Here is a 24,909-nt window from a genome sequence, read left to right on the forward strand (position 1 = left end):
GCCACTCCCCCCGCGAAAAGAGGGGATCTACGTTGGCCAGTCTGTTTCGCCGAAAAATCGTTACCGAACAACCGCCCGAGCATCAGCTCGCGCGGACGCTGTCGTGGCCGCATCTGGTCGCGATGGGCGTCGGCGGGATCGTCGGCACCGGCATCCTCACGCTGATCGGCGTCGGCGCAGGGCTCGCCGGCCCCGCGGTCATCCTGTCTTTCGTCATCGCCGGCGGGATCTGCGCCTGCGCCGCGCTCGCCTATGCCGAGATGGCGACGATGATCCCCGCGTCGGGCAGCGCGTACACCTACAGCTATGTCGTGCTCGGCGAGTTGATCGCCTGGGTGATCGGCTGGAGCCTCATCCTCGAATATTCGCTCGTCGTGTCGACCGTCGCGGTCGGCTGGTCGGGCTATGCCGCGCCGTTGCTGCGCGGGGTGTTCGGGTTTCCCGAGGCGCTGACGCTCAGCCCTGAACTTGGCGGCATCCTCAACGTCCCCGCGATTGTCATCATCGCGGTCGTCGCGGGCGTGCTGTCGTTCGGCACGCGCGAGAGTGCGACGCTGAACGCGGTGCTGGTCGGCGTGAAGATGATCGCGCTCACCGTCTTCGTGTTCATCGCGTTGCACTATTTCAACAGCGCCAACCTCCACCCGTTCATGCCCTACGGCTTCCCCAAGGCGGTCCAGCCCGACGGTGCCGAGCGCGGCGTCATGGCGGCGGCGGCGATCATCTTCTTCGCCTTTTACGGCTTCGACGCGATCTCGACCGCGGCGGAGGAGACCAAGAACCCCGGCCGCGACCTCGCGATCGGCATCCTGGGATCGATGGTGGCGTGCATCGCGATCTACATCCTCGTCGCGGTCGCTGCCGTCGGTGCGCTGTCCTACACGCGGTTCGCCGGTAGCGCCGAGCCGCTCGCGCTGATTCTGCGCGAGATCGGCCGTCCGGGGTTTGCGACGTTCCTCGGCGCCTCCGCGGTCGTCGCGCTGCCGACCGTGCTGCTCGCCTTCCTGTTCGGCCAGAGCCGGATCTTCTTCACGATGGCGCGCGACGGGCTGCTGCCCCTGAGCCTTGCCAAGGTCTCGAAGCGCGGCGCCCCGGTCCGCATCACCTGGATCACCGCCGCGATCGTCGCGGTGATCGCAGGGCTGTTGCCGCTCGCCGAGATCGCCGCGCTGGCCAACGCCGGCACGCTCGCCGCATTCGTCGCGGTGTGCGCCTGCATGCTGGTGATGCGCCGCCGCGCGCCCGACGCGATCCGCACCTTCCGCGCGCCGGCGGCGACGTTGGTCGGGACGATTGGCATCCTCGGCTGCCTCTACCTGTTCTTCAGTCTGCCCTCGAAGACGCAGCTGTATTTCGGCCTGTGGAACCTGCTCGGGCTGGTGATCTACTTCGTCTACGCGCGGCCACGGGCGCTCGCCGAATGACCGGCTGGACGATCGGGATCATCGGTGGCTCGGGGCTGTACGCGGTCGAGGGGATCGAGGACGGGCGCTGGCAGACGGTGGACACCCCCTGGGGCGCGCCATCGGACGCGATCTACACTGGCCGCGTCGGGCATGTCGGCGTGGCATTCCTGCCGCGGCATGGACGCGGGCACAGGATCGCGCCGTCGGACCTCAACGCCCGCGCGAACATCGATGCGCTCAAGCGGCTCGGCGTCACCGACGTGCTGGCGGTGTCGTCGGTAGGCTCGCTGGTCGAGCAACGCCCGCCCGGCAGCTTCACGATCGTCGATCAGGTCATCGACCGCACCAAGGGGCGCCCGTCGAGCTTCTTCGGCACCGGTCTGGTTGCGCATGTCTCAATGGCGGATCCGGTCTGTCCGCGCCTGTCGCGTTACGCCGCCGACGCCGCGCGCGAGGCCGGCGCGCAGGTCGACGACCGCGGCACCTATCTGGCGATGGAGGGCCCGCAATTCTCGACGCGCGCGGAGAGCCTGCTCTACCGCCAATGGGGCTGCGACGTGATCGGCATGACCGCGATGCCCGAGGCGAAACTCGCGCGCGAGGCGGAGCTTCCCTACGCGCTGGTCGGCATGGTCACGGATTATGATTGCTGGCGCGAAGGCGAGGACGGAGTCGACGTCGCGCAGGTCCTCGTGCAGCTGGACGCCAATGCGGCCAAGGCACGTGCGATGGTCATGGCGTTGTTGCGTGGGTTGCCAGAGACACGCGCTGGCTCGCCGATCGACACCTGCCTGGACAGCGCAATCATAACCGCGCGCGGCGCGCGCGATCCCGAGCTGGTCGCCAAGCTCGATGCCGTCGCCGGTCGGGCGCTTTCGAAACTGTAGAAGGAATATATCCGGTCCGGGGCCGGGGTGCGTGCACCGAAGCTGGCACCGGCAATCGCGCAATGCGATCTCGAACCGACGTGGAACGGTGGGCCCGCCTCAGCAGGCCCACCCGCGCGTCACTTCTTCTTGTTCTTGCGCGCCGCGTATTTCGCGTCGCGAATCGCCTTCTTCTCGGCGTCGGTCAGCTCGACCTTGGCTTCGGCTTCGCGCTTCTTCGCAGCAGCGGCTTCGGCCTCGGCCTTTTTGGCGGCCTTGGCCGCGTCCTCGGCAGCCCGCTTGGCGGCGCGCTTCTCGCGCTCGGCCAGTTCCTTGGCTTCGCGCGCGGCGAGACGCTCGGCGACGACGGCTTCGTCGATCGGCGGCTTGGCGCGCAGCGCTTCGAGCGCCTTCTGCTTGGCGGCGGCTGCGCTGCTCGTGCGGTCCTGGAAACTGGGGTCCTTGAAAGAGGCCATTGTCGTCGAATAATCCCGTAATGATGGTTTGGCCGCGCGGTCGCAGGGATGCGTCGCCGGTCATTCTGGCAGCGCCTGTAAATCATCGCGCGCCGGATCGGAAGAGATGTGTTCGCGCACGCCGATTTCAACCCGCAGGGAAAGGCGGGTGTCACCGATACGTCACATCCCAGTCACGCAAGCGTCATCGAAATCGCATCGTAGCGTCACGCATCCCGCATAGTCGCCTAATCGAGGTCGGCAGGGGGGAGCCTGAGTCGATCCATCAGATAACGATCCGACCGGGAGTCTCTTGAATGACCATCGTCAAGCGCATGAGCTTTATCCTGCTGGCCAGCACCGCCTGCGTCGCGCTGTCGGCATGCGACGGCGCGGACAGCGTCGGCTCGCCGGGTGAAGGCGTGATCGTCGTTCCCGCTACGCCGACGCCCAGCCCGACCCCGTCGCCGACGCCCACGCCGACCCCGGGCACGCCCGCCACGTCGTGCCCGACCGGCACGACCGATGTCGGCATCATCGGCAACTACCGCTCGTGCCGCCTGCCATCCGCGATCACCTCGGCGCTCAGCCTGCCGAAGGTCGCGGGCGTCGCCTATGAGATCAACGGCCGAGTCGATGTTGGTGTCGATGTCGGCGGCGCGGGCAGCGCGCTCGGCGGTATCCCGACGACGCTGACGATCGCCGCGGGCTCGCTGATCTATGCGAACACGACGAATTCGGACAACGACTTCATGGTCGTCAACCGCGGGTCGAAGCTGATCGCGGAAGGCACCGAGACCCAGCCGATCATCTTCACCGCGCAGGCCAACCTGACCGGCGGCGTCAACGATGAATCGCAGGGCCTGTGGGGCGGCATCATCCTGGCCGGTCGCGCGCCGATCTCGAACTGCAACACGACCGTCACCGGCGGTTCGGCCGCGTGCGAGAACGTCGTCGAGGGCACCAGCACCGCACTGTACGGCGGCGCCGTGCCGACCGACAGCAGCGGCACCGTCCGCTACGTCCAGATCCGTTACTCGGGTACCGTCATCAGCCCGAACAACGAGCTTCAGGGCCTGACGCTGGGTGGCACCGGTTCGGCCACCGTGCTCGACCATATCCAGATCCACAACAGCTCGGACGACGGCATCGAGATCTTCGGCGGCCGCAGCAACCTGCGCTACCTCGCGATCACCGGCGCGGATGATGACGGGCTGGATACCGATGTCGGCTGGCAGGGCTTCGTCCAGTTCGTGCTCGCGATCCAGAAGCCGAGCAACACGACCGGCGACAATTATTCGACCGAGATCGATTCGAACAACAACGAGGATGCGCTGCCGCGTCAGCGCTACAATCTGGCGAACTTCACCTTCGTCCAGACCTCGACCGCGACCAACGCGGCGATCCGCCTGCGCGGTGGTGCCGATGCGGTGTTCGTCAACGGCATCGTCAGCAATCCGGGCGGCGCGTGCCTCAACGTGATCGCCGGTGCCGATGCCGGCGGCAAGACCACGATCCGTCCCGCCAATGCCGCGCTCGAGGATAACGGCCCGCCGGTGTTCAACTCGGTCGTGTTCAGCTGCACCACGCCCTATGCCGAGACCGCGGTCAACGGCATCACGGTGACGACCGCCGAGCAGCAGGCGCTGTTCCGCGCCGGCAGCAACAACACCGAGGCGGCGGCTGCCGGTTCGGTCCTGACCGGCACGTTCCTGCCCGCCGGCGTGGCCTCGACGACGACCGCGTTCAACGCCTCGACGCTCAACCCGTCGGGCACCGCGTTCCTGGTGAACACCAGCTATGTCGGCGCGGTCAACGGCAGCACCGACACCTGGTATCGCGGTTGGACGTGCAATTCGAACCGCGCGAGCTTCGGCACGACCAGCAGCGCCTGCACGGCGCTCCCGACCAGCTGATTTCAGCACGTCGGACACTGCGCGGGGGGCGGGGGCCCTCCGCGCAGTCTTCCTTACCAGAATTCCTCTTGTTGCCGGGGCATCCATGAAGTCATCCGTTCTCGTCTCCGTCCTGCTTGGGACGACGACACTCGTCCCGGCGCAGGCCTTCGCGCAGTCTGCCCCGGCCGGCAGCGTGGTGTCGCCGCAAGCCGGCACGCCGCTCGAACAGCGCGCCGATCCGCAGGCCGCGCAGGAGCAGCAGCAGGAGCAGGTCGACGTCTCGACGCCCGGCGGCAATGCAGGGGGCGAGGACATCGTCGTGCTCGGCCGCAACGTGCCCAACGCGGTCCGTGCCACCGCAGAAGTCGTCAACGTCCTGTCGAGCGCCGACATCGCGCGCACCGGCGAGGGCGACATCGCCGGCGCGCTCCAGCGCGTCACCGGCCTGTCGGTGGTCGGCAACGGCTTCGTCTATGTCCGCGGTCTCGGCGATCGCTATTCGTCGTCGCTGCTCAACGGATCGCCGCTGCCCTCGCCAGAGCCGCTGCGTCGCGTCGTGCCGCTCGACATCTTCCCGACCAACGTCATCGCCTCCGCGCTGGTCCAGAAGAGCTATTCGGTGAACTATCCCGGCGAATTCGGCGGCGGCGTCATCAACCTGACGACCAAGGCCGTGCCCGAAAAGTCCTTCTTCCAGATCGGCGGTTCGCTCGGCGCGGACACCGTCACGACCAGCGAACTCGGCTATGTCTATGATGGCGGCAAGAACGACTGGGCGGGCTTCGACAGCGGCGAGCGCAAGGTGCCCGGCTTCATCAAGCAGGCAGGCAAGGCCGGCACGTCGCCGAGCTCGGCCGATCTGACGACGATGTCGAACGCGAAGACCACCTTGCTCCAGCGCAACAACCAGCTGCCCGCCAACTGGTCGGGCGAGGCGAGCTTCGGCACGTCGACCGATATCGGCAGCACCCGGCTCGGCGTGATCGCGGCGGGCGGGATCAGCAACACGTGGCGGACGCGCGACAACCGCCAGCAGCAGACCGACGACATTGACGGCGGCCTCACGAACGATTTCCGCACCGTCCTCACGGACAACCGCGCGGTCGTAAACGGGCTGCTCGGCTTCGGCGCGGAGTTCGGCGAGAACAAGATCCGCTGGACCAACCTGTATATCCACGACACCGTCAAGCAGGGCCGACTGAGCGAGGGCAACACCGCGAACATCGGCATCCCGTCGCCCTATGACGTACCCGCGTTCATCACACAGAACACCAGCTGGTTCGAACGCCAGTTGATCGACACGCAGCTGACGGGCGAGTTCAAGTTCGGCAACATCGCGTTCGACACGCGCGGCAGCTATGCCAAGACCGAGCGCAACTCGCCGTACGAGCGCCAGTTCACCTACGAATACAGCCCGACCGTGAAGGACTATGTCAACAGCCTCGCAGGTCTCCAGAGCGCGTCGGTGGCGTTCAGCGAACTGAGCGAACAGCTCTGGTCGGGGCAGGCGAGCCTCACCTGGAACGTGCCGTTCGACCGGCCGTTCGCGCTGTCTGCGGGCTATGCGTATAACGACACGACCCGCGACTCGAGCCGCTACACCTTCCAATATGCCGGCGCGAACAATGCCGGGCTGTCGCTGGCGGTGTCGCAGCTGCGCCCCGATTACCTGCTGTCCGACTATACCGTGCAGACCAACGGCATCTATCTGCGCAACACCTCGTCGGACCAGGGCGCGGCGACCTATGATGCGGCGCTCAAGGTCCACGGCGTCTACGGCCAGCTCGAGGGCGAGATCCTCGACGGGCTGCGCGCGACCGTCGGCGTGCGGTACGAAACCGCGAAGGAGAGCGTGACCGCATCGGCGAACCGCGGCAGCACGCGTCTGAACAATGATTATTTCCTGCCCGCGGTGACGGTCACCTATAATTTCGCCGACGACATGCAGGCGCGACTGCACTTCTCGAAGACGCTGGCCCGTCCGCAGTTCCGCGAACTCGCGCCGCAGCTCTACCAGGATTTCGACTCCGATCGCCTGTTTATCGGCAACGCGTTCCTGCAGGATTCGCAGCTGTATAACGCCGAGGCGCGCTACGAATGGTATTTCGCGCGCGACCAGAAGTTCAGCCTGGCGGGCTTCTACAAGCGTATCGAGAACCCGATCGAGGCGGTCGCGTTCTTCCCCGGCGGCGATCGCCTGCAGACCGGTTTCGCCAACGCGCCCGAAGCCAAGTTGTATGGCGGCGAGACCGAGTTCCAGAAATACGTCAATCTCGACGGGCTCGGCGGCGACTGGCTGGCGACGCGCCGGCTCGTGCTGATCGCGAACTACACCTACACGCACTCGGCGATCAAAGCCGACGACACGCTGATCGCCAGCCCGATCCAGTCGGGGGCGCAGGTCCAGACGCTGCCCGCCAACGTGCTGTTCCAGGACGGCGCGCCGCTGGTCGGCCAGTCGGATCACCTCGTCAATCTGCAGCTCGGGATCGAGGACAAGTCGAGCCTGTCGCAGCTGACGCTGTTGTTCAACTATGCCAGCAACCGCGTGACCAACCGCGGTCCGGTCGGCGGCGGCAGCGGCCTGCGTCTGCCCGACCTGATCGAGAAGCCCGGCATCCGCTTCGACGTGGTCGCGCGCCAGGGGATCGAGTTCGACGGCAAGCAGATCGAGGTGAAATTCGAGGGCCGCAACCTGACCGGCACCGGCTACCGCGAATATCAGTCGTTCGACAACGGGACGCAGGTCGACATCAACCACTACAAGCTGGGCCGCGTCTTCACGCTCGGCGCAAGCGTCCAGTTCTAAGGCGGGCTTGTACTGCTACACCACCCCGGCCCTTGCCGGGGTGGTGTAGTTCGGTAATCGCGCGCCGGGCGTCACCGCCATTCCTTCTCCCGAAACCATTTCGTGATGACGTATTTGACCCCCGCGCGTACCTTCATTCCGTGATGCAGCGTGGCCGCGTTGAGCGATCCGTCCGCACGTCGGTTGTTCCAGGCCAGCAGCTTGCCCGTCTCCGGCTGGACGATCTTGTCGATCGCCTTGAAGCGCGTGGCACCGCCCGCCTCGGGCTGGTTGAGATAGACCATGACGGTCCACGTCCGGTTGCCCGCAACCCCGCAATAACGCTGATAGTCGACGCCGTTCGGCTCGAAATAATCGGTATGTCCCTTGAACTCCTGCCCGACCGCGTAGCGCTGCCCCTGCAACGGCTCGCCATGCGCCGGGTTGAGCCCGGTCAGCGCGAGGATCCGGCGTTCGACCTCGATGACCACCGGGTCGCTCGCGGACAGGTCGCCCGTCTCGCTCGTCCGATAGCTCGCATCGCCGTTCGAATCGGAGATCGTCGACGGCCGTCGCACCGCATCGATCCGCTCGATCAACGCCGCGCACAGGTCCGCCGGCAGGAAGTCGCGGCGCACGAACAGATCGAGCTTCGCGCTCGGCACGCGTTGCACCCCCGGCACCGACAGGCGCGCGATGATCGGTTCGGGAGGCAGGCCGGAGCCGCTGGTGGGAAGATGCTCGGACATTCGCGTCTTCTGCCAAGCCGAACGGCATTGCGCCACCCCGCGGAATCGGCGCCGACGACGCGCAAGGCATTGACGCGGAATTGTAACATGGCATGCCTAGGCGACGAGATGCGGGGAATTGGGGTGGATCGCGCATGCGATTGAAGCTGGACGCGCGGGCGCGCCGTATCTTGCGGCGTATGCCGGTTGTGAATGTCTATAGTGTCGTCGAACTCGCGCTGCTGGCCGGGCTTGCGGTGCAGTGCGCGCGGCTGGCCTGGACGATCGTGACGCCGATCACGCCGCTCGGCGACTGGCGCCCGGCCACGCCGATGGTCGTCGGTGCGCCCGCCGACATCCTGCGCGGCTTCGATCCGTTCTTCCGTCTCGGGGGTGCCGCGGGCCAGCCCGCCACCGTCACATCGCTGCAACTCACGCTGTTCGGCACGCGCATGGACGAGGCGATGGGCCGCAGTTCCGCGATCATCGCCGGCCCCGACGGCGTCCAGCAAAGCGTGGCGATCGGCGACGAGATTCAGCCCGGCGTGCGACTCAAGGCGGTCGCGTTCGATCACGTCACGATCGATCGCGGCGGCGCGGATGAGGATCTGTTCCTCGACCAGTCCGGCGCCGTCACGCCGGTCGTCCCCGGTGCAGCACCCGCAGGGGCAGCGTCGCCTGCGATCGGCATCCCGGTCTCGCAACTGCGCACCGAGATCGGCTTCATCCCGCGGATCGATGGCGGCCGGATCAGCGGGCTCACCGTCCGCGCGCAAGGGTCGGGCGCTGCCTTCCGCGCGGCGGGGCTCAAGGACGGCGACGTCGTGACCTCGATCGGCGGCCGTCCCGTCTCGGGCCCCGGCGATCTCGACCGGATCGCCAAGGATTTCGCGGGCGGCGGCAACGTCCCCATCACCGTAGAACGCGGCGAGGATACCCTGCCGCTCGCCATCACGATCGCGCCCCCCAAATGAAAACGGCCCAATGAAAAAGCTTCTTCTCGGTCCGGTCGTCGCGCTCGCGTTGGCGGCTGGCGTCCACGCACAGACCACGCTCAACGTCCGCGACGCCGATATCCGCGCGTTCATCGCCGATGCTGCGAAGGTCACCGGCCGCACGTTCATCATCGACAACCGCGTCGCTGGCAAGGTGACCGTGGTCACCGATCGCCCGCTGTCGCGCTCCGAATATTTCGAGGTCTTCCTCTCGACGTTGCGCGCCAACGGTCTGATCGCGGTGCCGACCTCGGGCGGTGCCTTCCGCGTCCAGCCGCTCGACAACGCCGCGTCGCAGCCTAGCCGGATCGGCGTCGTGGGCGCCGCGCGCAATAGCTACGTCACCGAGATCGTCCGCCTCCGCGCGATCGATGCGCAGTCGGCGGTCGAAACCGTCCGCCCGCTCGTCAGCGCGCAAGGCTCGGTCAGCGCGAACCGCGGCGGCAATAGCCTGGTCGTCGTCGATTTCGCCGACAATATCCGCCGGATCCGCGAGGTTCTGCGCCGGATCGACGCCGACACCTCGTCGACCCGCGTCGTCGCGCTCAAGAACGCCAGCGCGAAGGAAATCGCGACCGCGCTCCAGGGGCTGATCGGCACGGGCACCGGCGGCGGGCAGGGCGGCGCCTCCGCGACCGGCCCGAGCGCCTCGGTCGTCGCGGTCGAGGGTTCGAACGCGGTCGCATTGCGCGGCGATCCGACCACCGTCGCGCGCCTCGCGCAGGTCGCCGCCGACCTCGACCAGAAGGCGCGCAACGGCACCGAGATCAAGGTCGTCTTCCTCGAGAATGCCGATGCAGAACAGTTGCTGCCGGTCCTCCAGGAACTGGTCGGCCAGACCCCGACACAGCCCGTCCAGACCGCCTTGTCGCGCTCGAATTTCGGATCGAGCAGCACCAACGGGGCATCCGGCGGCCAGTCGAACATCTCGCAGCCACAGGTCGACCAGTCGATCCCGAGCTCGGGCGGGTCGGGTGGCTCGGGCCAGCCCGCGATCACCGCGGCCGGGGGCAAGACCGCCGCGGTCGTCACGCGTTTTGCAGGGGCGAACGCGATCGTCATCGCCGCGCCCGCCGAGATTCAGCGCCAGCTCAACGAGGTCGTCCGCCAGCTCGACATGCGCCGCGAACAGGTGCTGGTCGAGGCGATCGTCGCCGAAGTGTCGGACACGACGGCGCGCACGCTCGGCGCGCAGTTCATCGTCGGCGATCCGAGCGGCGGCGCGTTCGGCGCATCGACCTTCTCGAATTCCGCGCCCAACATCCTGCAGATCGCCGGCGCGATCGGCGCGACCCAGCTCAGCACGTCGAAAACGACGACGAACAACACCGACGGCAGCACGACGACGACCGAGACCACCAGCGGCGCGGCCGATACGCTGCAACAGTCGGCGATCAGTTCGATCCTGGCCGCGACCGGCGGGTTCGGCGGGTTCGGCGGCAAGATCGGCAGCACCTTTTTCGGCGCGATCATCAACGCGGTGAAGAGCGACACGACCTCCAACCTGCTCCAGGTCCCGCACCTCGTCACGCTCGACAACCAGGAGGCGCACAGCCTGGTCGGGCAGGAAATCCCGATCACCACGGGGCAGGCGCTCAGCACCAATTTCGACAACGCCTTCCGCACCACGCAGCGCCAGAATGTCGGCATCGAACTCACCGTCCGGCCGCAGGTGAACTCGAGCGGCACGGTGAAGCTCAACCTCCGCCTCGAAGTCAGCTCGATCGCGGGGCCGGTGTCGAGCGACAATAGCGACCTGATCCTGAATAAGCGCGAGGTCGAGACCGTCCGCACCGTCGACGACGGCCAGATCGCGGTGATCAGCGGCCTGCTCGACGACAATGAGCGCCGCACGATCGAGAAGATCCCGCTGCTCGGCGATCTGCCCGTGCTCGGCCATCTGTTCACGTCGAAGGCCAAGCAGCGCTCGAAGACCAACCTGATGATCTTCATCCGCCCGACGATCCTGCGCACCGCGGATGACAGCCGCAAGCTGACCGAGCAGCGGTACGGCTATGTCCGCCTGCAACAGGGCCTGCAGGAGCCGGGTGCCGAGCCGTCGATCGACCAGCTCGTCCGCGATTACATGGGCGCCGCGCCGCCGATCCCGTCGGCGCCGATCCCCGGCAACATCGAGGACCCCCGCGTCGCCGTGCCGGTGCGCACCTCGACGATGGTCGTGCGGCCGAAGAAATGATCATCCGCGAAGGCCATGAGATCGACTCCTCTTCTCCCCTCCCGCCTGCGGGCGGGGTCGGGGGAGGGGCTGCCTCGATCGCTGGCGATGCGATTGGGGGATATGTCATTCCCTCCCCCGACCCCTCCCGCGAGCGGGAGGGGAGTGAGGTAGGCCTCCCCCAGATCACCATCCCCTACGCCTTCGCGCGCAAGTTCGGCGTCGTCGTCGACCACACCGACACCGACTCGCACCTGACGATCGCGATGCGCGCGGGCGCGGACCCGAAGGTCCTGCTCGAACTCCGCCGCTATCTCGGCCGACCGTTCGACGTCGGCTTCGTCGAACAGATCGCCTTCGATCGCCTGCTGTCGAACGTCTATGCGATGGACGGCCAGGCCAATGCGCTCGCCGCGGTCGGGATGGGCGACGAGCTCGATCTACTCGCGGGCGACATGCCGACCGCGGAGGATCTGCTCGACACCGCGGACGATGCGCCCGCGATCCGCCTCATCAACGGCATCATCGCCGACGCCGCGCGCAACGGCGTGTCCGACATCCATATCGAGCCGTACGAAAGCGGCCTCGTCGTCCGCATGCGGATCGACGGCGTGCTGCGCGAGACGCTGCGCATGCCGCCCAACGTCGCGCCGGTCGTCGTCAGCCGCATCAAGGTCATGGCGCGCCTCGACATCGCCGAGCGGCGCGTACCGCAGGACGGTCGCATGGGGCTGACGTTAGGGGGCAAGCTGCTCGACGTCCGCGTCTCGACGCTGCCGAGCCGGGCCGGCGAACGCGTGGTGCTGCGTATCCTCGACAAGGAAAATGCCGGCATCGACCTCGAAGCGCTCGGCCTGCCGCCCGCGTTGTTCGCGCTGCTCAACGAGGCGCTGAGCGAGCCCAACGGCATCATCCTCGTCACCGGCCCGACCGGGTCGGGCAAGACCACCTCGCTCTACGCCGCGCTCCGCCTGCTCAACGACGGCAGCCGCAACATCCTGACCGTCGAGGATCCGGTCGAGTATGCGGTCGACGGCGTCGGCCAGACTCAGGTGAACCCAAAGGTCGGGCTGACGTTCGCGGCCGGGCTGCGCGCGATCCTGCGCCAGGATCCCGACGTCGTCATGGTCGGCGAAATCCGCGACCGCGAGACTGCCGAGATCGCGGTGCAGGCGTCGCTGACCGGCCATCTCGTGCTGTCGACCGTCCACACCAACGACGCGATCGGTGCGATCACCCGCATGCGCGACATGAAGGTCGAGAGCTTCCTGCTCGCGTCCACGCTGCGCGCGGTGATCGCGCAGCGCCTCGTCCGCCGGCTGTGCCCGACCTGTCGCAAGGCGGTGCCTGCGTCGGACACGGTCGCGCCGCTGCTCGGCATCGCCCCGGACGCGGTCGTCTACGTCGCGCAAGGCTGCGAGGACTGCAACCAGACCGGCTATAAGGGCCGCATCGGCGTGTTCGAAGCGGTCCGCATCGACGACACGATCCGCCGGCTGATCAACACCGACGGTCACGAATCCGAGATCGTGGCGCACGCCTTCGCCAAGTCCCCGAACCTCGCGCAATCCGCGCGCGATCTCGTCCTAGCCGGCCAGACCACCGCCGAAGAAGCCGTCCGCGTCTCGCGCCGTGACACGACCGAGGTCGTCGAGGAAACAGCCGGTGCATAGCGCCCGGCAAATCCTCCCCGGAACGGGGAGGGGGACCAGCGCAGCTGGTGGAGGGGGGGCGCCACGCCCGCACTGCCAGCCGCATACCGCCACCACGCCGCATGCACGATCGCCACAACCGGAACGCGCGCGGCCAACCCCCTCCACCACCGCTATGCGGCGGTCCCCCTCCCCGTGCCGGGGAGGATGATGGCGGACTTCGATTATCTCGCGATCGATACGAAGGGCGCCGAACGCCGCGGCCACGTCGCCGCGGCCGACATCGACGTCGCGCGCGCGACGCTCGACGCGCGCAAGCTGTACGTCGTCAAGATCACCCCCGGCGCCCCGCCACAGGCAACCAAGGGCCGCCCGCTGTTCGGGCTCCAGCTCGGCACGCCCAAGATGTCGGGCAAGAACCTCACGCTGTTCACGCGCCAGCTCGCCACGCTCAACCGCGTCTCGCCGCTCGAGGAATCGCTCCGCACGATCACGCGCCAGACCGAGCAGGACAGCGTCCGCGCGATCGTCCAGCACGTCCATGCCGGAGTCGTCGAGGGCCGTCGTCTCGCCGATGCGATGGCGCGCGAGCCCAAGAGCTTCCCGCCGCTCTACCGCGCGATGGTGTCGGCGGGCGAAAGCTCGGGCTCGCTCCCGACGATCCTCGACCGGCTCGCGGCGCTGCTCGAACGCCAGGCCGAAATCCGCGGTAAGCTGATCACTGCGCTCGCCTATCCCGCGATCCTCGCGCTGGTCGCGCTGGGCGTCGTCACCGCGCTGATGATGTTCGTCGTGCCGCAGGTCGTCGAGCAGTTCGACACGGTCGGGCAGCAGCTCCCGCTGCTGACGCGGATGGTGATGGCGTTCTCGGCGTTTCTCGTCGGCTATTGGTGGGTGATGCTGCTGGTCGTCGGGCTGGCCGCGCTGGGCGGGTGGCAGGCGCTCAAGGACCCGACAATCCGGCTCGCCTTCGACGGCTGGCTGCTCCGCATCCCGTTGCTCGGGCGGCTGCTGCGCGATCTTCACGCGGCGCGGATGGCGCGCACGCTGGGGACGATGGTCGCCAGCCGCCTGCCGCTGCTCGACGGGCTCAACCTCACCGCGAGCACGATCCACAATCGCCGGCTGCGGCTTGCCTCGGACCAGATCGTCGAGGCGATCCGCGGCGGCGGCAGCCTGTCCGCCGCGATGCGCCGCGCAGGCGTCTTCCCGCCGCTGCTGACCTATCTCGCGGCGAGCGGCGAAGCGGCGGGTCGCCTCGACGAGATGCTCGAGCGCGCCGCCGACTATCTCGAACGCGAATTCGATCGCTTCACCGCCACCGCACTGTCGCTGCTCGAACCGCTGATCATCGTCGTGATGGGCGGCATCGTGGCTACGATCGTGCTATCCATCCTGCTCCCGATCCTCCAGCTCAACACGTTGGCAGGCCAATGAGGTTTCGTATGCGTCAAGAAGTCAAAAAACGCCGGCGCGAAGCCGGTTTCACGCTCGTCGAGCTGATGGTGGTGATCGTCATCATCGGCCTGCTCGCGACCATCGTCGCGCTCAACGTTCTGCCCTCGGGCGACACCGCGCGGATCCAGAAGGCGAAGGCCGACATCGCGCAGATCGAGGGCGGGCTGGAGCTCTACAAGCTCCAGAACATGACCTTCCCCAACACGTCGCAGGGGCTCAACGCGCTCGTCACCGCGCCCGCCGGCCTCACCGATCCCTCGCGCTACCAGCGTGGCGGGTATCTGAAGAAGCTGCCGAACGACCCCTGGGGCCGCGCCTATCTCTATGCGTCGCCGGGCACGCATGGCGAGGCCGACGTCTGGACCTTCGGGGCAGACGGCAAGGAAGGCGGCGAGGGGATCGATGCCGATATCGGCAGCTGGCAGTAAGTCCTTGGACTGGGTCCCCGCCTGCGCGGGGACACTTTCGCGGGGGCGCGAAAATGGCTTCACGCTGGTCGAGCTGATGGTCGTCGTCACGATCATCGGCCTCGCCTCGGCCGTGGCGATGCTCGTCATGCCGGACCCCCGCGGCCGCGTCCTCGACGAGGCCACGCGGTTCGCGTTGCGCACCCGCGCCGCGCATGATTCAGCGATCGTCGAGGCCCGCCCGGTCAGCGTCTGGATCAGCGGCGGCGGCTATGGCTTCGACCAGCGGCTGTCCGGCGGCTGGACCCCGATCGCCGAGAAACCGATGCGCGTCGAACGTTGGAACGAGGGCACGCGCGCCAGCATCGGAGACAGTAGCGGCCGGATGCGCGTCACGTTCGATCCGACCGGCCTCGTCGATCGCCCCGCCGAAATCCGCCTCGATCGCGGTGGCGTTGCCGCGACCGTGCATATCGACGCCGACGGCAGCGTGCGCGCCGATGCCGGCTGACGGCCATCGGGGCGAGGGGGGCTTCACCCTCATCGAGATCATGGTCGCGCTGGCGGTGTTCAGCCTGGCCGCGATGGCGCTCGTCCGTCTCGAAAGCACGACGATTCGCGGCGCCTCGATCCTCGACGCGACGCTGGTCGCGCAGATGGTCGCGCGCAACGTCGCGATCGACGCGGTGACCGACGCGCAGCCGCCGACCGCGGGCCGAGTCACCGGCGTCGAGACGAACGGTGGCCAGCCCTGGACCTGGACACGGCAGGTCAGCGCGCTCGGCGGATCGCGCGTGTTGCGGATCGACGTGTCGGTCGCGGATCGGTCGGGCACGCAGCTCGGCCGCCTGACGATGGTCCGCCCCGCTCCCCGGACCGCGACGTGATGCGACCGCGCAACGAGGCCGGCTTCACGCTGATCGAGGTGATGGTCTCGCTGATGATCTTCGGCATGATCGCCGCTGCGGGCGTCGCGATCCTGTCGTTCAGCGTCAGGGCGCAGAGCAGCACCGGCGCGAAACTCGACGATATCGGCGCGCTCACCCGGACGATGTCGATCCTGTCCGCCGATCTCGCCCAGGCCGCCAACCGCGCCACCCGCGACGAGGCCGGCACGCGCGTTCCCGCGTTCGTCGGCGAGAGCGGATCGGGCGTCACGCCGATGCTCCGCCTTGTCCGCGCGGGCTGGAGCAACATCGACGGCGCCGCACGGCCCAGCCTGCAGAAGATCGCCTACCGCGTCGACGGCGGCAGTCTCCAGCGGATCGCCTACCCGATGGTCGACGGTGCGCAGGGCCTCCCGCCTGCCGCGCTGCTGACGCGGGTCCGCCAGGTCGCGCTGCGCTACCGCATCGCGGGCGCCTGGAGCGATCGCTGGGATGGCGCGAGCGGCACGCCGCTACCTGACGCGATGGAGCTCCGCATCGTCCGCGACGACGGCACGCAGTTCCGCCAGATGTTCCTCGTCGGCACCGGCTATGTCCCCGCACCGGCCGAAGGAGCCGGGTCATCGACCCCACCGTCCGGCACGCCGACACAAGGAGCGCCCGGTGCGCGGACCTGAGGGCGGGCGAGAACGGGGGCCAGAACGGGGCGCCGCGTTGCTCACCGTGCTGATGCTCGTCGCGATCATAGCGGTGATGGCGGGCGCCGCGCTCGAGAAGCTGCGGCTGTCGACCCGGCTCGCCGGGAACGCCGCGACCGGCGAACAGGCGCGCGCCTATGCGTTTGCCGCCGAGACGATGGCGCTCACCCGCGTCTCCAACCTGCTCGGGCAGAGCCCCAAGCGAGTCACGCTCGCCGGCAACTGGAGCAATACGCCGTTCGGCCTGCCCGTCCCCGGCGGCTTCGCGACCGCACGCGTGCGCGACGGCGGCAACTGCTTCAATCTCAACGGGCTTGTCATGCAGGCGCAGGGCGCGCCCGGCAGCTACATCACCAACCCCGAGATCCGGCCGCAGTTCGTCCGGCTGATGCGGCTGCTCGACGTCCCCGTCCAGGTCGCCGAACAGATCGCGTCGGGCACTGCGGACTGGATCGACAGCGATCAGGACCAGCAGGCGATGGGCGCGGAGGACAACGCGTATCTCGGCCGCGAGACACCCTATCGCACCGCCGGCACGCTGATGAGCGATACGAGCGAGCTCCGCCCGGTCGCAGGCATGACGCCTGCGATCTACACGACGCTCAGGCCCTGGATCTGCACCTTGCCGATCGCCGCGCCGTCGCCGATCAACGTCAACACGCTGCTGCCCGAACAGGCGCCGCTGTTCGCGATGCTGTATCCCGACACGCTCCAGGTCGGCATCGCGCAGCAGATGCTGCTCCGTCGTCCGCCGCAGGGCTATGCGGACGTCGGTGCGATTACGAAGGCGGCGGCGTTGCAGGGGGCGGCCAACCTGGCCCCCGGTGCCGTCGCCACGGTGAAGTCGACATGGTTCACGCTCGATATCGACGTGACCCTGGGCCGCACGCAGATGCAGGAACGCGCGCTGATCGACGCGAACCGGCTTCCCGCGCAGCTCGTATCGCGGCAATGGGGCGAGCCATCATGACCACGCTGTTATTCCTTCCCACCGGCGAGACCGGATATCGCTGGATGCGCGTCGTCGACGCGCGCGTGGCCGGGGAGGGGGAGGGCATCCCGGAGACCGACGACGAGACGATCGCGGTGGCGCCCGCCGATGCGGTGACGCTGCACTGGGCGGAACTGCCGTCGCGCTCGCTGGCGCAGGCGACCGCCGCGGCACGGCTCCTCGCGGCCGAGGCGAGCGCATCGCCGCTCGCCGAGCTCCATGTCGCGGTCGGTGACGAGGGCGCGAACGACCGGCCGATCGGCGTGGTCGGCGTGGCCACTATCCGCGACTGGCTGCGGATGCTCGCCGACGCGGGCGTCGATCCGATCGCGCTCATCCCCGCCCCGATGCTCCTGCCGCGCCCCGAAGAGGGGTACGCGCGGGCGCAGCTTGCCGGCACCGGCGTGGTGCGCGGGACGTCCAGCGGGTTCGCCGACGAAGCCCGGCTGACCGAGCTGGTGACGGGCGGTACCGCGCCGGCGGCGATCGACCGCGACACGCTGGAGGCCGCGATCGTCGCGGCCGCCGCGTCGCCGCCGCTCGACCTGCGGCAAGGGCCTTTCGCGCGTCGTCGCCGGTTCGCAATCGACTGGGCGCTGATCCGGCGGCTCGCGCTGCTGTCGCTGACGATCCTGGCGGTGACGCTCGCGATCTCGCTCGTCCGCATCGCCAAGTTCAGCTTCGGTGCCGACGCGCTGGAGGCCGAGGCGAGCACGGTCGCGGTGACGGGCCTGCCGCGCGGCGAGACGGTGGTCGATGCCGCCCGCCAGCTCGACGAGCGTCTCTCGCGCGTCCGGGGGCCGGGGCTCGGCTTCACCACCACGACCGCCGCTGTCTTCGCCGCGGTCCGCGCGACGCCCGGCACCGAAGTGACCGCGCTCGATTTCCAGGCGAACGGCGATTTGCGACTGTCGGTCGCGGTGGAACGCGAGGCGCTGGCGACCGATCTCAAGCGTGCGCTCGAGGCCGCGGGCTTCGATGTCCGCGCGGGGGTGTTCCAGGCGGTCGCGGGCCGCGTGACGGGTGAACTGACGATCAGCCCAGGGCCGGGAGGTGGACGATGACCGGACTTCGTAACTGGTTCGAGGGCCGCTCGCTGCGGGAGCGGCGGTTGCTGCTCGTCATGGCGGCGCTCGCGGTGCTGACATTGCTGTGGGCGCTGATCATCCGTCCGGTCGGCGACGGCCTGTCGAGCGCGCGCGAACGTCATGCCAACGCGGTCACGCGGCTCGGCGAGACGCGCGCGCAGGTCGCGACGTTGCGCGATATCCAGCGGAACCGCGCGACGCCGTTGACCGGCACGCTGGCCGACGCGGTGCGGGCGGAGGCCGATCAGGCCGGTTTCGCGCTCGCCACGCTCGATCAGGACGGGGCGGACCGGGTGCGTATCGGTATCCAGTCGGCGCGGCCCGGGGCGCTCGTCGCGTGGCTGGCGCGGCTCGAACGCCTCGGCATCCTCGTCGATTCGGTGGCGATGACCGACAAGGGCGACAAGACCGTCGGCGTCGCGCTCACGCTGAAGGCGCGCGCAGCATGAGGCGGATTCGTTTGCGCACTGGCCCCGCCGCACTGTTCGGAATGATGCTGCTGGTCGCGCTGATCGTCTTCCTGCCGATGCGCGCGGTGCTCGGCTGGACCGGCATCGGCGACGAAGGACTGGTCGCGCGGCGCGTCTCGGGCACGATCTGGGGCGCCACGCTCACCGAAACACGGTTCGGCGATCTCGCGCTGGGCGATCTCCACGCGCGGCTTTCGCCGCTGCCGCTGCTCGTCGGCCGCGCGACGATCGTCTTCGCGGGTCCGGACTCGGTATCGGCAAAGCCACTGCGCGGGTGGGCGAGCGTCAGCCGGCACGGCTTTGGTGTCGACCACATGACCGCGTCGGTCGCGACCGGACGGCTGTTCGCACCGGTGCCCGTCGCCGCGCTCGATCTCGACGATGTCTCGGTCCGGTTCCGCGACGGCCAGTGCGACGCGGCCGAGGGCCGGGTCCGCGCGACGCTGGCGGGCGACGTCGGCGGGATCGCGTTGCCGCAATCGGTCAGCGGCAGCGCGCGCTGCGACGGCACCGCGCTCCTGCTCCCGTTGGCGAGCCAGGCCGGGACGGAAAGCATCGCGCTGCGGATCGAGGGTGCGGGCACCTACCGCGCCGAATTGTCGCTGCGTCCGTCCGATCCGCTCGCGGTGCAGAAGCTCGAACAGGCCGGGTTCGTGGCGGGGCCAAACGGGTACCGGCTCGCGATCGAAGGACGTTTTTGACAGATTTGTGCAAGTCGGCGGTTGACGGATGACGCCGACCCCCGCTAGGGGCGACGCCTACGCGGCGGTCGTAGTTCAATTGGTTAGAGCGTCGGCTTGTGATGCCGGATGTTGCGGGTTCAAGTCCCGTCGGTCGCCCCATTTTTTCAGTATTTTCAAGGAAGCCCCGCATCGCGGGCGCTTTGGGCTGGTAAAACGCCCCAGAAAATAATATTTCGCTCCCCGGTAATTTTATTCTCCTCAGGAGCCGGCGATGACAGCGGTTTGGGACCTTCCCGATTTCGACGACCACGAGGGCGTTCATGCCTTCACCGATCCTGAATCGGGTCTGCGCGCGGTAATCGCGCTGCACTCGACCAAGCTCGGGCCTGCCGCAGGCGGCACGCGTTTCTGGCATTATGCCGATAACGGTCGCGCGGTGACCGACGCGCTGCGCCTGTCGCGCGGCATGAGCTTCAAGAACGCGATGGCCGGGCTCGAACTGGGCGGCGGCAAGGGCGTGGTCCTCGCGGCCAAGCCCGGCGACGTCATCACCACCGCGCAGCTCGAGGCATTCGGCCGCGCGGTCGATTCGCTCGGCGGGCGCTATGTGACGGCGGAAGACGTCGGCATGTCCGAAGAGCGGATGAAGGTGATCGCGACGCAGACGCGCTACGTCTCCGGCCTGCCGGTCGCGAGCGGCGCTGCCGGCGGCGATCCCGGGCCGTACACCGCGCTCGGCATCTATCTCGGCGTGAAGGCGGCGGCGCAGCGGGGCCTCGGCGCGACCGATATGAAGGGCGTTCGCGTCGCGATCCAGGGCGTCGGCTCGGTCGGCGGCGGTCTCGCGCGGTTGCTCGCCAAGGACGGCGCGGTGCTGACGCTGGCCGATGTCGACGAGGCGCGCGCGCAGAAGCTCGCGGATGAACTCCGCGCGACCGCGGTCGCCGCAGAGGCGATCCTGACGACCGACGCGGACATCTTCAGCCCGAACGCACTCGGCGCGATCCTGACCGAGATGTCGATCGCCGCGCTGAAGGCCAAGGTCGTCGCAGGCGGTGCGAACAACCAGTTGAGCGTCCGCGAGGACGGCGCGCGTCTGCATGCGCGCGGCATTCTATATGCGCCGGACTATGTCATCAACGCGGGCGGGATCATCAACGTCGGCCTCGAATATCTCGGCCATGGCGACGAGGCCGAGGTGAAGGCGCGGATCGCGCGCATCCCCGATCGCCTGATCGAGGTCTGGAACGAGAGCGACCGTTCGGGCGAGCCGGCCTCCGACGTGGCGGACTCGATCGCAAAGCGCCTGATCGGCCGCTAACCCGGGCGACCATTCTTCCTGCCAAAGGGCGGTGCTTCGAATACCTCCGTCATCCTGACGAAAGTCAGGATCCAGAGTGACGAAGCACCGCCCTATGCGGCTCTGGATCCTGACTTTCGTCAGGATGACGGGGTATGAAAGGAATGGCCCTATGCCTCTGCCCCGCAAGGTGTGAGGCTTAAGTCCGAGGTGACAGCCTCGTGTTGTTGCCATAATGGGTATGCCCAGTGGCCACCCTACACGCCTTCGCCAATCCCGCGCGCTTCCTAAAGATCGCCAAGCCGATGACGGCTGCGCTCTTCTGGGCCGGCGTCGCGCTGGTCGTGCTGGGCTGCTGGGCGGGCCTCACGCAGACCCCGCCCGACTATCTCCAGGGCGAAACCGTCCGCATCCTCTATATTCACGTCCCCGCCGCCTGGCTCGGCATGGGCGGGTGGAGCGGGATCGCGATTTCCAGCATCATGTTCCTCGTCTGGCGCCATCCGCTCGCCAGCGTGGCCGCGCGCGCGATCGCGCTGCCCGGCGCGGTCTTCGCGGCACTCTGCCTGATGACCGGTTCGATCTGGGGTCGCCCGACCTGGGGAACATGGTGGCAATGGGACGGCCGGCTGACGTCGATGCTGCTGCTGTTCTTCGTCTATCTCGGCTACATGGCGCTCGCGAAAGCCGATGCGGACCGCGGCGGCGATGGGCGGATCCCTGCGCTGTACGGGATCGCCGGGTCGGTGCTTCTGCCGATCATCCGCTATTCGGTGGTGTGGTGGAACACGCTGCATCAGGGGCCGAGCATCGGCCTCACCCAATCGACGATCGCCGGCTCGATCCTGTGGCCGCTGCCGATCATGCTGGCCGGCTTTACGTTCGTGTTCGCGGGAATCGTGCTGATGCGGATGCGGACGATACTGGCGGTTGCGAAGACCGAGGCCCGGATGCGCAGGATGGCCAGACCATGAACCCCTGGCCGTTCGTGACTGCCGCCTATGTCGTGACGCTCGGCGGCGGCGCCATCATTGCGCTGGTCAGCTATCTGGCGATGCGAAAGGCCGAGAAATGAAGGCCAAGCATCAACGCCTGACGCTAGCGCTGCTGGCACTCGGCGCGGTCGTCGTCGCGGGGCTACTCGCGCTGTCCGCGCTAAAGGACCAGGCCGCGTTCTTCTACGCGCCGTCCGACGTGCGTCGCGACGGTTTGCCGCTCGGTCGCGCCGTGCGGCTCGGCGGTATGGTCGAGGGCGGCTCGGTGAAGCGCGCGGCGGATGGTGTCACCGTCCACTTCGTCGTCACCGACGGCCAGGCCACCACGCCCGTCGTCTTCGCCGGCATCGTCCCCGACCTGTTCCGCGAGAAATCGGGCGTTGTCGCCGAAGGCCGGTTCGAGCCGAACGGTCACTTCGTCGCGTCGAACCTGCTCGCCAAGCATGACGAGAAATACATGCCGCCCGAAATGGCGGGCAAGATGCACGAGACCAAGACGCTCGAGCCGGACGCCAAGCAATGATCGCCGAAGCAGGCCTCGCCGCGCTGTGGTTCGCCAGCGCACTGGCGGCGTTGCAGCTCGTGATGGCGGCGATCGGCATCGCGCGCGGTCGCCACGACGTCGCCGCAGCCGTGCGGCCCGTGGCGATCGTCCAGGGGCTGCTCGCGCTACTGGCGATGGCGCTGCTGATCGCGCTTTTCCTCAACTCCGACATGTCGGTGAAGCTGGTCGTCGAGAACAGCCATTCGGCCAAGCCCTGGCTCTACAAGTTCGCCGGCGCATGGGGAAACCACGAGGGCTCGATGCTCCTCTGGGTGGCGATCCTTGGACTGGCCGGCGGAGCGGTCGCGATCTTCGAGCGCTCGCTACCCGAACGCACGCTCACCGCGACGCTCGGCGCGCAGGCGGCAATCGCGCTCGGCTTCTACGCGTTCCTTCTCTTCTCCTCGAACCCGTTCGCGCGTCTGAACCCGGCAGCGGCCGATGGCCTCGGCCTCAATCCGCTGCTGCAGGACCCGGGCTTGGCGTTCCATCCGCCGACGCTCTACACCGGCTATGTCGGCCTCTCGGTCGCCTTCTCGTTCGCGGTCGGGGCGCTGGTCACGCGGGACGTCGGGCCAGCCTTTGCCAAGGCGATGCGGCCCTGGGTGCTGATCGCCTGGATCTTCCTGACGCTCGGCATCACCGCGGGGTCGTATTGGGCGTATTACGAGCTGGGCTGGGGCGGCTGGTGGTTCTGGGACCCGGTCGAGAACGCCTCGCTGATGCCGTGGCTCGCGGCGACCGCCTTGCTCCATTCGGTGACCGTGCTGGCGACGCGCGACGGCTTACGCGCCTGGACGATCATGCTCGCGGTGGTCGCGTTCTCGATGTCGATGATCGGCACGTTCCTCGTTCGCTCGGGCATCCTGACGAGCGTCCACGCCTTCGCGGTCGATCCCGAGCGCGGCGCATTTATCCTCGCCTTGCTCGCGCTCTATATCGGCGGCGCGCTGGCGCTGTTCGCCGCGCGGATCGGCACCGTCCGCGCCGGCACCACGTTCGATCCGGTCAGCCGCGAGGGCGGACTGGTCGCGAACAACCTGCTGCTGTCGGTGATCCTCGGGATCGTCCTAATCGGCACGCTCTACCCGATCGTCGCAGCGAGCTTCGGCGTGCAACTGTCCGTCGGCCCGCCCTTCTTCAACAAGGCGGCCGGGCCGATCGCGTTGCTGCTCGTCGCGGTCATGGCGGTCGGGCCGTTGCTGCGCTGGCGGCGTGACGACGCGAAGGCCGTGTTGCGCCGCGTGATGCTGCCGATCGGCGCGACGCTGGCGGCCGCGATCGCGCTTCTGTTCATCTGGCCGGGCGTGCTCCCCTGGGCGGGTCTGTCGTTGTCCGCCGGGCTCGCCGTCGCCAGCGTCGCGCCGTTGTGGAAGCGCAAGCTGACACGGACGCCGCTGTTCACCTACGGCATGGTTGTCGCGCATCTCGGCATCGCGGTCGGCCTCGCCGGAATGGCGTCGGACAGCGCCTTCACCAAGGAAACGCTCGTCGCCGTGCGCGCCGGCGAGCCCGCCCGGATCGGCCCCTACACCGTGACGCTCGACGGCATTTCGCCGGTGATCGGCGAGAACTGGTCGGCGCTGGAGGCGCGGTTGACCGCCACGCGCAGCGGCAGCGAGACCATTCTGCGCCCGCAGCTCCGCTTCTTCGCCAACCCGCCGACCAGCACGAACGAATCCGCCATCCTGACGGCGCTCGACGGGCAGCTCTATACCGTGCTCGGCCAGCCTGACGGGCAGGGGCGGTGGCAGCTCAGGCTCTGGTGGAAGCCGTTCGTGACGTTGATCTGGTTCGGCGGCGTGCTGATCGCGCTGGGCGGCGCGCTGTCGCTGCTCGGCCGGGTCCGGCGCGAGCGCCGGGCCGCGATACGGAGTGCATGGGCATGAAGCGGTTCGCACTCTGGGCGCCGCTTGCGATCTTCGCACTTCTGTTCGCGGTGGTGGCAAGCGGGCTGTTCCGGCCGGCGGAGAAGGTCGTCCGGTCGGCGATGGTCGGCAAGCCGATTCCCGACTTCGCGCTGCCGGCGATGGTCCCGGGCAAGCCGGGGCTGACCAGCGCGTCGTTCCGGCAGGGCCAGCCGCGCCTGCTCAACGTGTTCGCGAGCTGGTGCATCCCGTGCATTGCCGAGGCGCCGCAGCTGATGCGGCTGAAGGCAATGGGCATACCGATCGACGCGATCGCGATCCGCGACACCGCACCGGCGATCGCAGGATTCCTGCGCCGCAACGGCGACCCCTATGCGCGGATCGGCAGCGATCGGGCCAGCCAGGTTCAGCTCGCGCTCGGGTCGTCGGGCGTCCCCGAGACGTTCGTGATCGACGGACGCGGGATCGTTGTGAAGCAGATCATCGGCGATATCCGGCCGGAGAACATCGCCGAGATCGCCCAGGCCGTGAAGGACGCACGGTGAACGAGCGCAAC

At 68.3% G+C, this 24,909-nt stretch carries 23 protein-coding genes and 1 tRNA gene; 22 read left to right on the top strand and 2 right to left on the bottom strand.

What is annotated here, in order from left to right; translation table 11 throughout:
• Positions 1-32: 32 nt before the first annotated feature.
• The gene (locus ASE79_RS14075; protein WP_056417807.1) at positions 33-1,424 is read left to right on the top strand and encodes an amino acid permease; all 1,392 of its coding nucleotides are present in this window, start codon (positions 33-35) and stop codon (positions 1,422-1,424) included.
• On the top strand, positions 1,421-2,293 hold the full coding sequence (mtnP, locus tag ASE79_RS14080) for an S-methyl-5'-thioadenosine phosphorylase (protein WP_056417809.1): 873 nt from the start codon (positions 1,421-1,423) through the stop codon (positions 2,291-2,293). Before ASE79_RS14075 ends, mtnP begins: the two co-directional genes overlap by 4 nt.
• Positions 2,294-2,412: 119 nt before the next feature.
• Here mtnP and ASE79_RS14085 read toward each other — a convergent pair whose 3' ends face one another.
• Positions 2,413-2,748 (bottom strand): DUF6481 family protein, encoded by a 336-nt coding sequence (locus tag ASE79_RS14085; protein WP_055878170.1) that lies wholly within the window; start codon positions 2,746-2,748, stop codon positions 2,413-2,415.
• A gap of 296 nt (positions 2,749-3,044) precedes the next feature.
• Between ASE79_RS14085 and ASE79_RS14090 the strand changes: the two genes are divergently transcribed.
• Together ASE79_RS14090 and ASE79_RS14095 are read left to right on the top strand one after the other, a co-directional pair.
• Positions 3,045-4,643, top strand: coding sequence for a hypothetical protein (locus ASE79_RS14090; protein ID WP_151991571.1), 1,599 nt, complete (start codon positions 3,045-3,047; stop codon positions 4,641-4,643).
• Positions 4,644-4,728: 85 nt separating this feature from the next.
• Positions 4,729-7,434, top strand: a complete 2,706-nt coding sequence (locus tag ASE79_RS14095) for a TonB-dependent receptor domain-containing protein (protein WP_056417811.1) — start codon at positions 4,729-4,731, stop codon at positions 7,432-7,434.
• A 71-nt stretch (positions 7,435-7,505) separates the two neighbouring features.
• On the opposite strand, the gene ASE79_RS14100 is transcribed toward ASE79_RS14095, so the two are convergent.
• The gene (locus tag ASE79_RS14100; RefSeq protein ID WP_056417814.1) at positions 7,506-8,162 is read right to left on the bottom strand and encodes a prolyl hydroxylase family protein; all 657 of its coding nucleotides are present in this window, start codon (positions 8,160-8,162) and stop codon (positions 7,506-7,508) included.
• Between the two features lie 134 nt (positions 8,163-8,296).
• Here ASE79_RS14100 and ASE79_RS14105 point away from each other — a divergent pair, with 134 nt between their 5' ends.
• From ASE79_RS14105 to ASE79_RS14190, 18 genes are all read left to right on the top strand, one after another.
• Positions 8,297-9,115 carry a type II secretion system protein N gene (locus ASE79_RS14105; RefSeq protein WP_056417816.1) on the top strand — a complete coding sequence of 273 codons (819 nt, stop codon included), beginning with the start codon at positions 8,297-8,299 and terminating at the stop codon, positions 9,113-9,115.
• A 10-nt stretch (positions 9,116-9,125) separates the two neighbouring features.
• The gene (gene gspD / locus ASE79_RS14110; RefSeq protein ID WP_056417819.1) at positions 9,126-11,333 is read left to right on the top strand and encodes a type II secretion system secretin GspD; all 2,208 of its coding nucleotides are present in this window, start codon (positions 9,126-9,128) and stop codon (positions 11,331-11,333) included.
• Positions 11,330-12,985, top strand: a complete 1,656-nt coding sequence (locus ASE79_RS14115; protein WP_082445320.1) for a GspE/PulE family protein — start codon at positions 11,330-11,332, stop codon at positions 12,983-12,985. Before gspD ends, ASE79_RS14115 begins: the two co-directional genes overlap by 4 nt.
• Before the next feature lie 189 nt (positions 12,986-13,174).
• The gene (gspF, locus tag ASE79_RS14120) at positions 13,175-14,401 is read left to right on the top strand and encodes a type II secretion system inner membrane protein GspF (protein WP_056418524.1); all 1,227 of its coding nucleotides are present in this window, start codon (positions 13,175-13,177) and stop codon (positions 14,399-14,401) included.
• Between the two features lie 8 nt (positions 14,402-14,409).
• Positions 14,410-14,850, top strand: a complete 441-nt coding sequence (gene gspG / locus ASE79_RS14125; protein WP_235516943.1) for a type II secretion system major pseudopilin GspG — start codon at positions 14,410-14,412, stop codon at positions 14,848-14,850.
• Positions 14,851-14,854: 4 nt separating this feature from the next.
• On the top strand, positions 14,855-15,340 hold the full coding sequence (locus ASE79_RS14130; protein ID WP_268796166.1) for a GspH/FimT family pseudopilin: 486 nt from the start codon (positions 14,855-14,857) through the stop codon (positions 15,338-15,340).
• The gene (gene gspI, locus ASE79_RS14135) at positions 15,330-15,716 is read left to right on the top strand and encodes a type II secretion system minor pseudopilin GspI (RefSeq protein ID WP_056417822.1); all 387 of its coding nucleotides are present in this window, start codon (positions 15,330-15,332) and stop codon (positions 15,714-15,716) included. The genes ASE79_RS14130 and gspI overlap by 11 nt, the downstream gene beginning before the upstream one ends.
• Entirely contained in the window at positions 15,716-16,393 is a 678-nt protein-coding gene (gspJ, locus tag ASE79_RS14140; protein WP_082445323.1) for a type II secretion system minor pseudopilin GspJ, read from the top strand. The genes gspI and gspJ overlap by 1 nt, the downstream gene beginning before the upstream one ends.
• Positions 16,380-17,384 (top strand): type II secretion system minor pseudopilin GspK, encoded by a 1,005-nt coding sequence (gene gspK, locus ASE79_RS14145; protein WP_268796167.1) that lies wholly within the window; start codon positions 16,380-16,382, stop codon positions 17,382-17,384. Before gspJ ends, gspK begins: the two co-directional genes overlap by 14 nt.
• Complete coding sequence (gene gspL / locus ASE79_RS14150) at positions 17,381-18,469, top strand: type II secretion system protein GspL (protein WP_056417828.1); 1,089 nt, start codon at positions 17,381-17,383, stop codon at positions 18,467-18,469. The genes gspK and gspL overlap by 4 nt, the downstream gene beginning before the upstream one ends.
• On the top strand, positions 18,466-18,942 hold the full coding sequence (gene gspM / locus ASE79_RS14155) for a type II secretion system protein GspM (RefSeq protein ID WP_055878142.1): 477 nt from the start codon (positions 18,466-18,468) through the stop codon (positions 18,940-18,942). Before gspL ends, gspM begins: the two co-directional genes overlap by 4 nt.
• Positions 18,939-19,664: a type II secretion system protein N gene (gene gspN / locus ASE79_RS14160; RefSeq protein ID WP_056417831.1), complete on the top strand. Its 726-nt coding sequence runs from the start codon at positions 18,939-18,941 to the stop codon at positions 19,662-19,664. Before gspM ends, gspN begins: the two co-directional genes overlap by 4 nt.
• Positions 19,665-19,728: 64 nt before the next feature.
• Positions 19,729-19,805: transfer RNA gene (locus tag ASE79_RS14165), tRNA-His, on the top strand.
• A gap of 112 nt (positions 19,806-19,917) precedes the next feature.
• Positions 19,918-20,967, top strand: a complete 1,050-nt coding sequence (locus ASE79_RS14170) for a Leu/Phe/Val dehydrogenase (protein ID WP_056417834.1) — start codon at positions 19,918-19,920, stop codon at positions 20,965-20,967.
• 227 nt (positions 20,968-21,194) lie between these two features.
• The gene (ccmC, locus tag ASE79_RS14175) at positions 21,195-21,920 is read left to right on the top strand and encodes a heme ABC transporter permease CcmC (protein ID WP_056417837.1); all 726 of its coding nucleotides are present in this window, start codon (positions 21,195-21,197) and stop codon (positions 21,918-21,920) included.
• 97 nt (positions 21,921-22,017) lie between these two features.
• Positions 22,018-22,464: a cytochrome c maturation protein CcmE gene (gene ccmE / locus ASE79_RS14180; protein WP_056417840.1), complete on the top strand. Its 447-nt coding sequence runs from the start codon at positions 22,018-22,020 to the stop codon at positions 22,462-22,464.
• Positions 22,461-24,374 carry a heme lyase CcmF/NrfE family subunit gene (locus ASE79_RS14185; protein ID WP_056417843.1) on the top strand — a complete coding sequence of 638 codons (1,914 nt, stop codon included), beginning with the start codon at positions 22,461-22,463 and terminating at the stop codon, positions 24,372-24,374. Before ccmE ends, ASE79_RS14185 begins: the two co-directional genes overlap by 4 nt.
• The gene (locus ASE79_RS14190) at positions 24,371-24,898 is read left to right on the top strand and encodes a DsbE family thiol:disulfide interchange protein (protein WP_056418537.1); all 528 of its coding nucleotides are present in this window, start codon (positions 24,371-24,373) and stop codon (positions 24,896-24,898) included. Before ASE79_RS14185 ends, ASE79_RS14190 begins: the two co-directional genes overlap by 4 nt.
• Positions 24,899-24,909: the final 11 nt, after the last annotated feature.

This window comes from Sphingomonas sp. Leaf28 (assembly GCF_001421685.1).
Lineage (GTDB): Bacteria > Pseudomonadota > Alphaproteobacteria > Sphingomonadales > Sphingomonadaceae > Sphingomonas > Sphingomonas aurantiaca.

Coding starts and splice junctions, on each gene's coding strand:
- ASE79_RS14190 (WP_056418537.1), top strand. CDS start 24,371: ATGAAGCGGTTCGCACTCTGGGCGCCGCTTGCGATCTTCGCACTTCTG.
- ASE79_RS14115 (WP_082445320.1), top strand. CDS start 11,330: ATGATCATCCGCGAAGGCCATGAGATCGACTCCTCTTCTCCCCTCCCG.
- ASE79_RS14100 (WP_056417814.1), bottom strand. CDS start 8,162: ATGTCCGAGCATCTTCCCACCAGCGGCTCCGGCCTGCCTCCCGAACCG.
- ccmE (WP_056417840.1), top strand. CDS start 22,018: ATGAAGGCCAAGCATCAACGCCTGACGCTAGCGCTGCTGGCACTCGGC.
- ASE79_RS14085 (WP_055878170.1), bottom strand. CDS start 2,748: ATGGCCTCTTTCAAGGACCCCAGTTTCCAGGACCGCACGAGCAGCGCA.
- gspL (WP_056417828.1), top strand. CDS start 17,381: ATGACCACGCTGTTATTCCTTCCCACCGGCGAGACCGGATATCGCTGG.
- ASE79_RS14185 (WP_056417843.1), top strand. CDS start 22,461: ATGATCGCCGAAGCAGGCCTCGCCGCGCTGTGGTTCGCCAGCGCACTG.
- ASE79_RS14090 (WP_151991571.1), top strand. CDS start 3,045: ATGACCATCGTCAAGCGCATGAGCTTTATCCTGCTGGCCAGCACCGCC.
- gspD (WP_056417819.1), top strand. CDS start 9,126: ATGAAAAAGCTTCTTCTCGGTCCGGTCGTCGCGCTCGCGTTGGCGGCT.
- ASE79_RS14105 (WP_056417816.1), top strand. CDS start 8,297: ATGCGATTGAAGCTGGACGCGCGGGCGCGCCGTATCTTGCGGCGTATG.
- gspN (WP_056417831.1), top strand. CDS start 18,939: ATGAGGCGGATTCGTTTGCGCACTGGCCCCGCCGCACTGTTCGGAATG.
- gspG (WP_235516943.1), top strand. CDS start 14,410: ATGCGTCAAGAAGTCAAAAAACGCCGGCGCGAAGCCGGTTTCACGCTC.
- gspI (WP_056417822.1), top strand. CDS start 15,330: ATGCCGGCTGACGGCCATCGGGGCGAGGGGGGCTTCACCCTCATCGAG.
- ASE79_RS14095 (WP_056417811.1), top strand. CDS start 4,729: ATGAAGTCATCCGTTCTCGTCTCCGTCCTGCTTGGGACGACGACACTC.
- ASE79_RS14170 (WP_056417834.1), top strand. CDS start 19,918: ATGACAGCGGTTTGGGACCTTCCCGATTTCGACGACCACGAGGGCGTT.
- gspF (WP_056418524.1), top strand. CDS start 13,175: ATGGCGGACTTCGATTATCTCGCGATCGATACGAAGGGCGCCGAACGC.
- gspJ (WP_082445323.1), top strand. CDS start 15,716: ATGCGACCGCGCAACGAGGCCGGCTTCACGCTGATCGAGGTGATGGTC.
- gspM (WP_055878142.1), top strand. CDS start 18,466: ATGACCGGACTTCGTAACTGGTTCGAGGGCCGCTCGCTGCGGGAGCGG.
- mtnP (WP_056417809.1), top strand. CDS start 1,421: ATGACCGGCTGGACGATCGGGATCATCGGTGGCTCGGGGCTGTACGCG.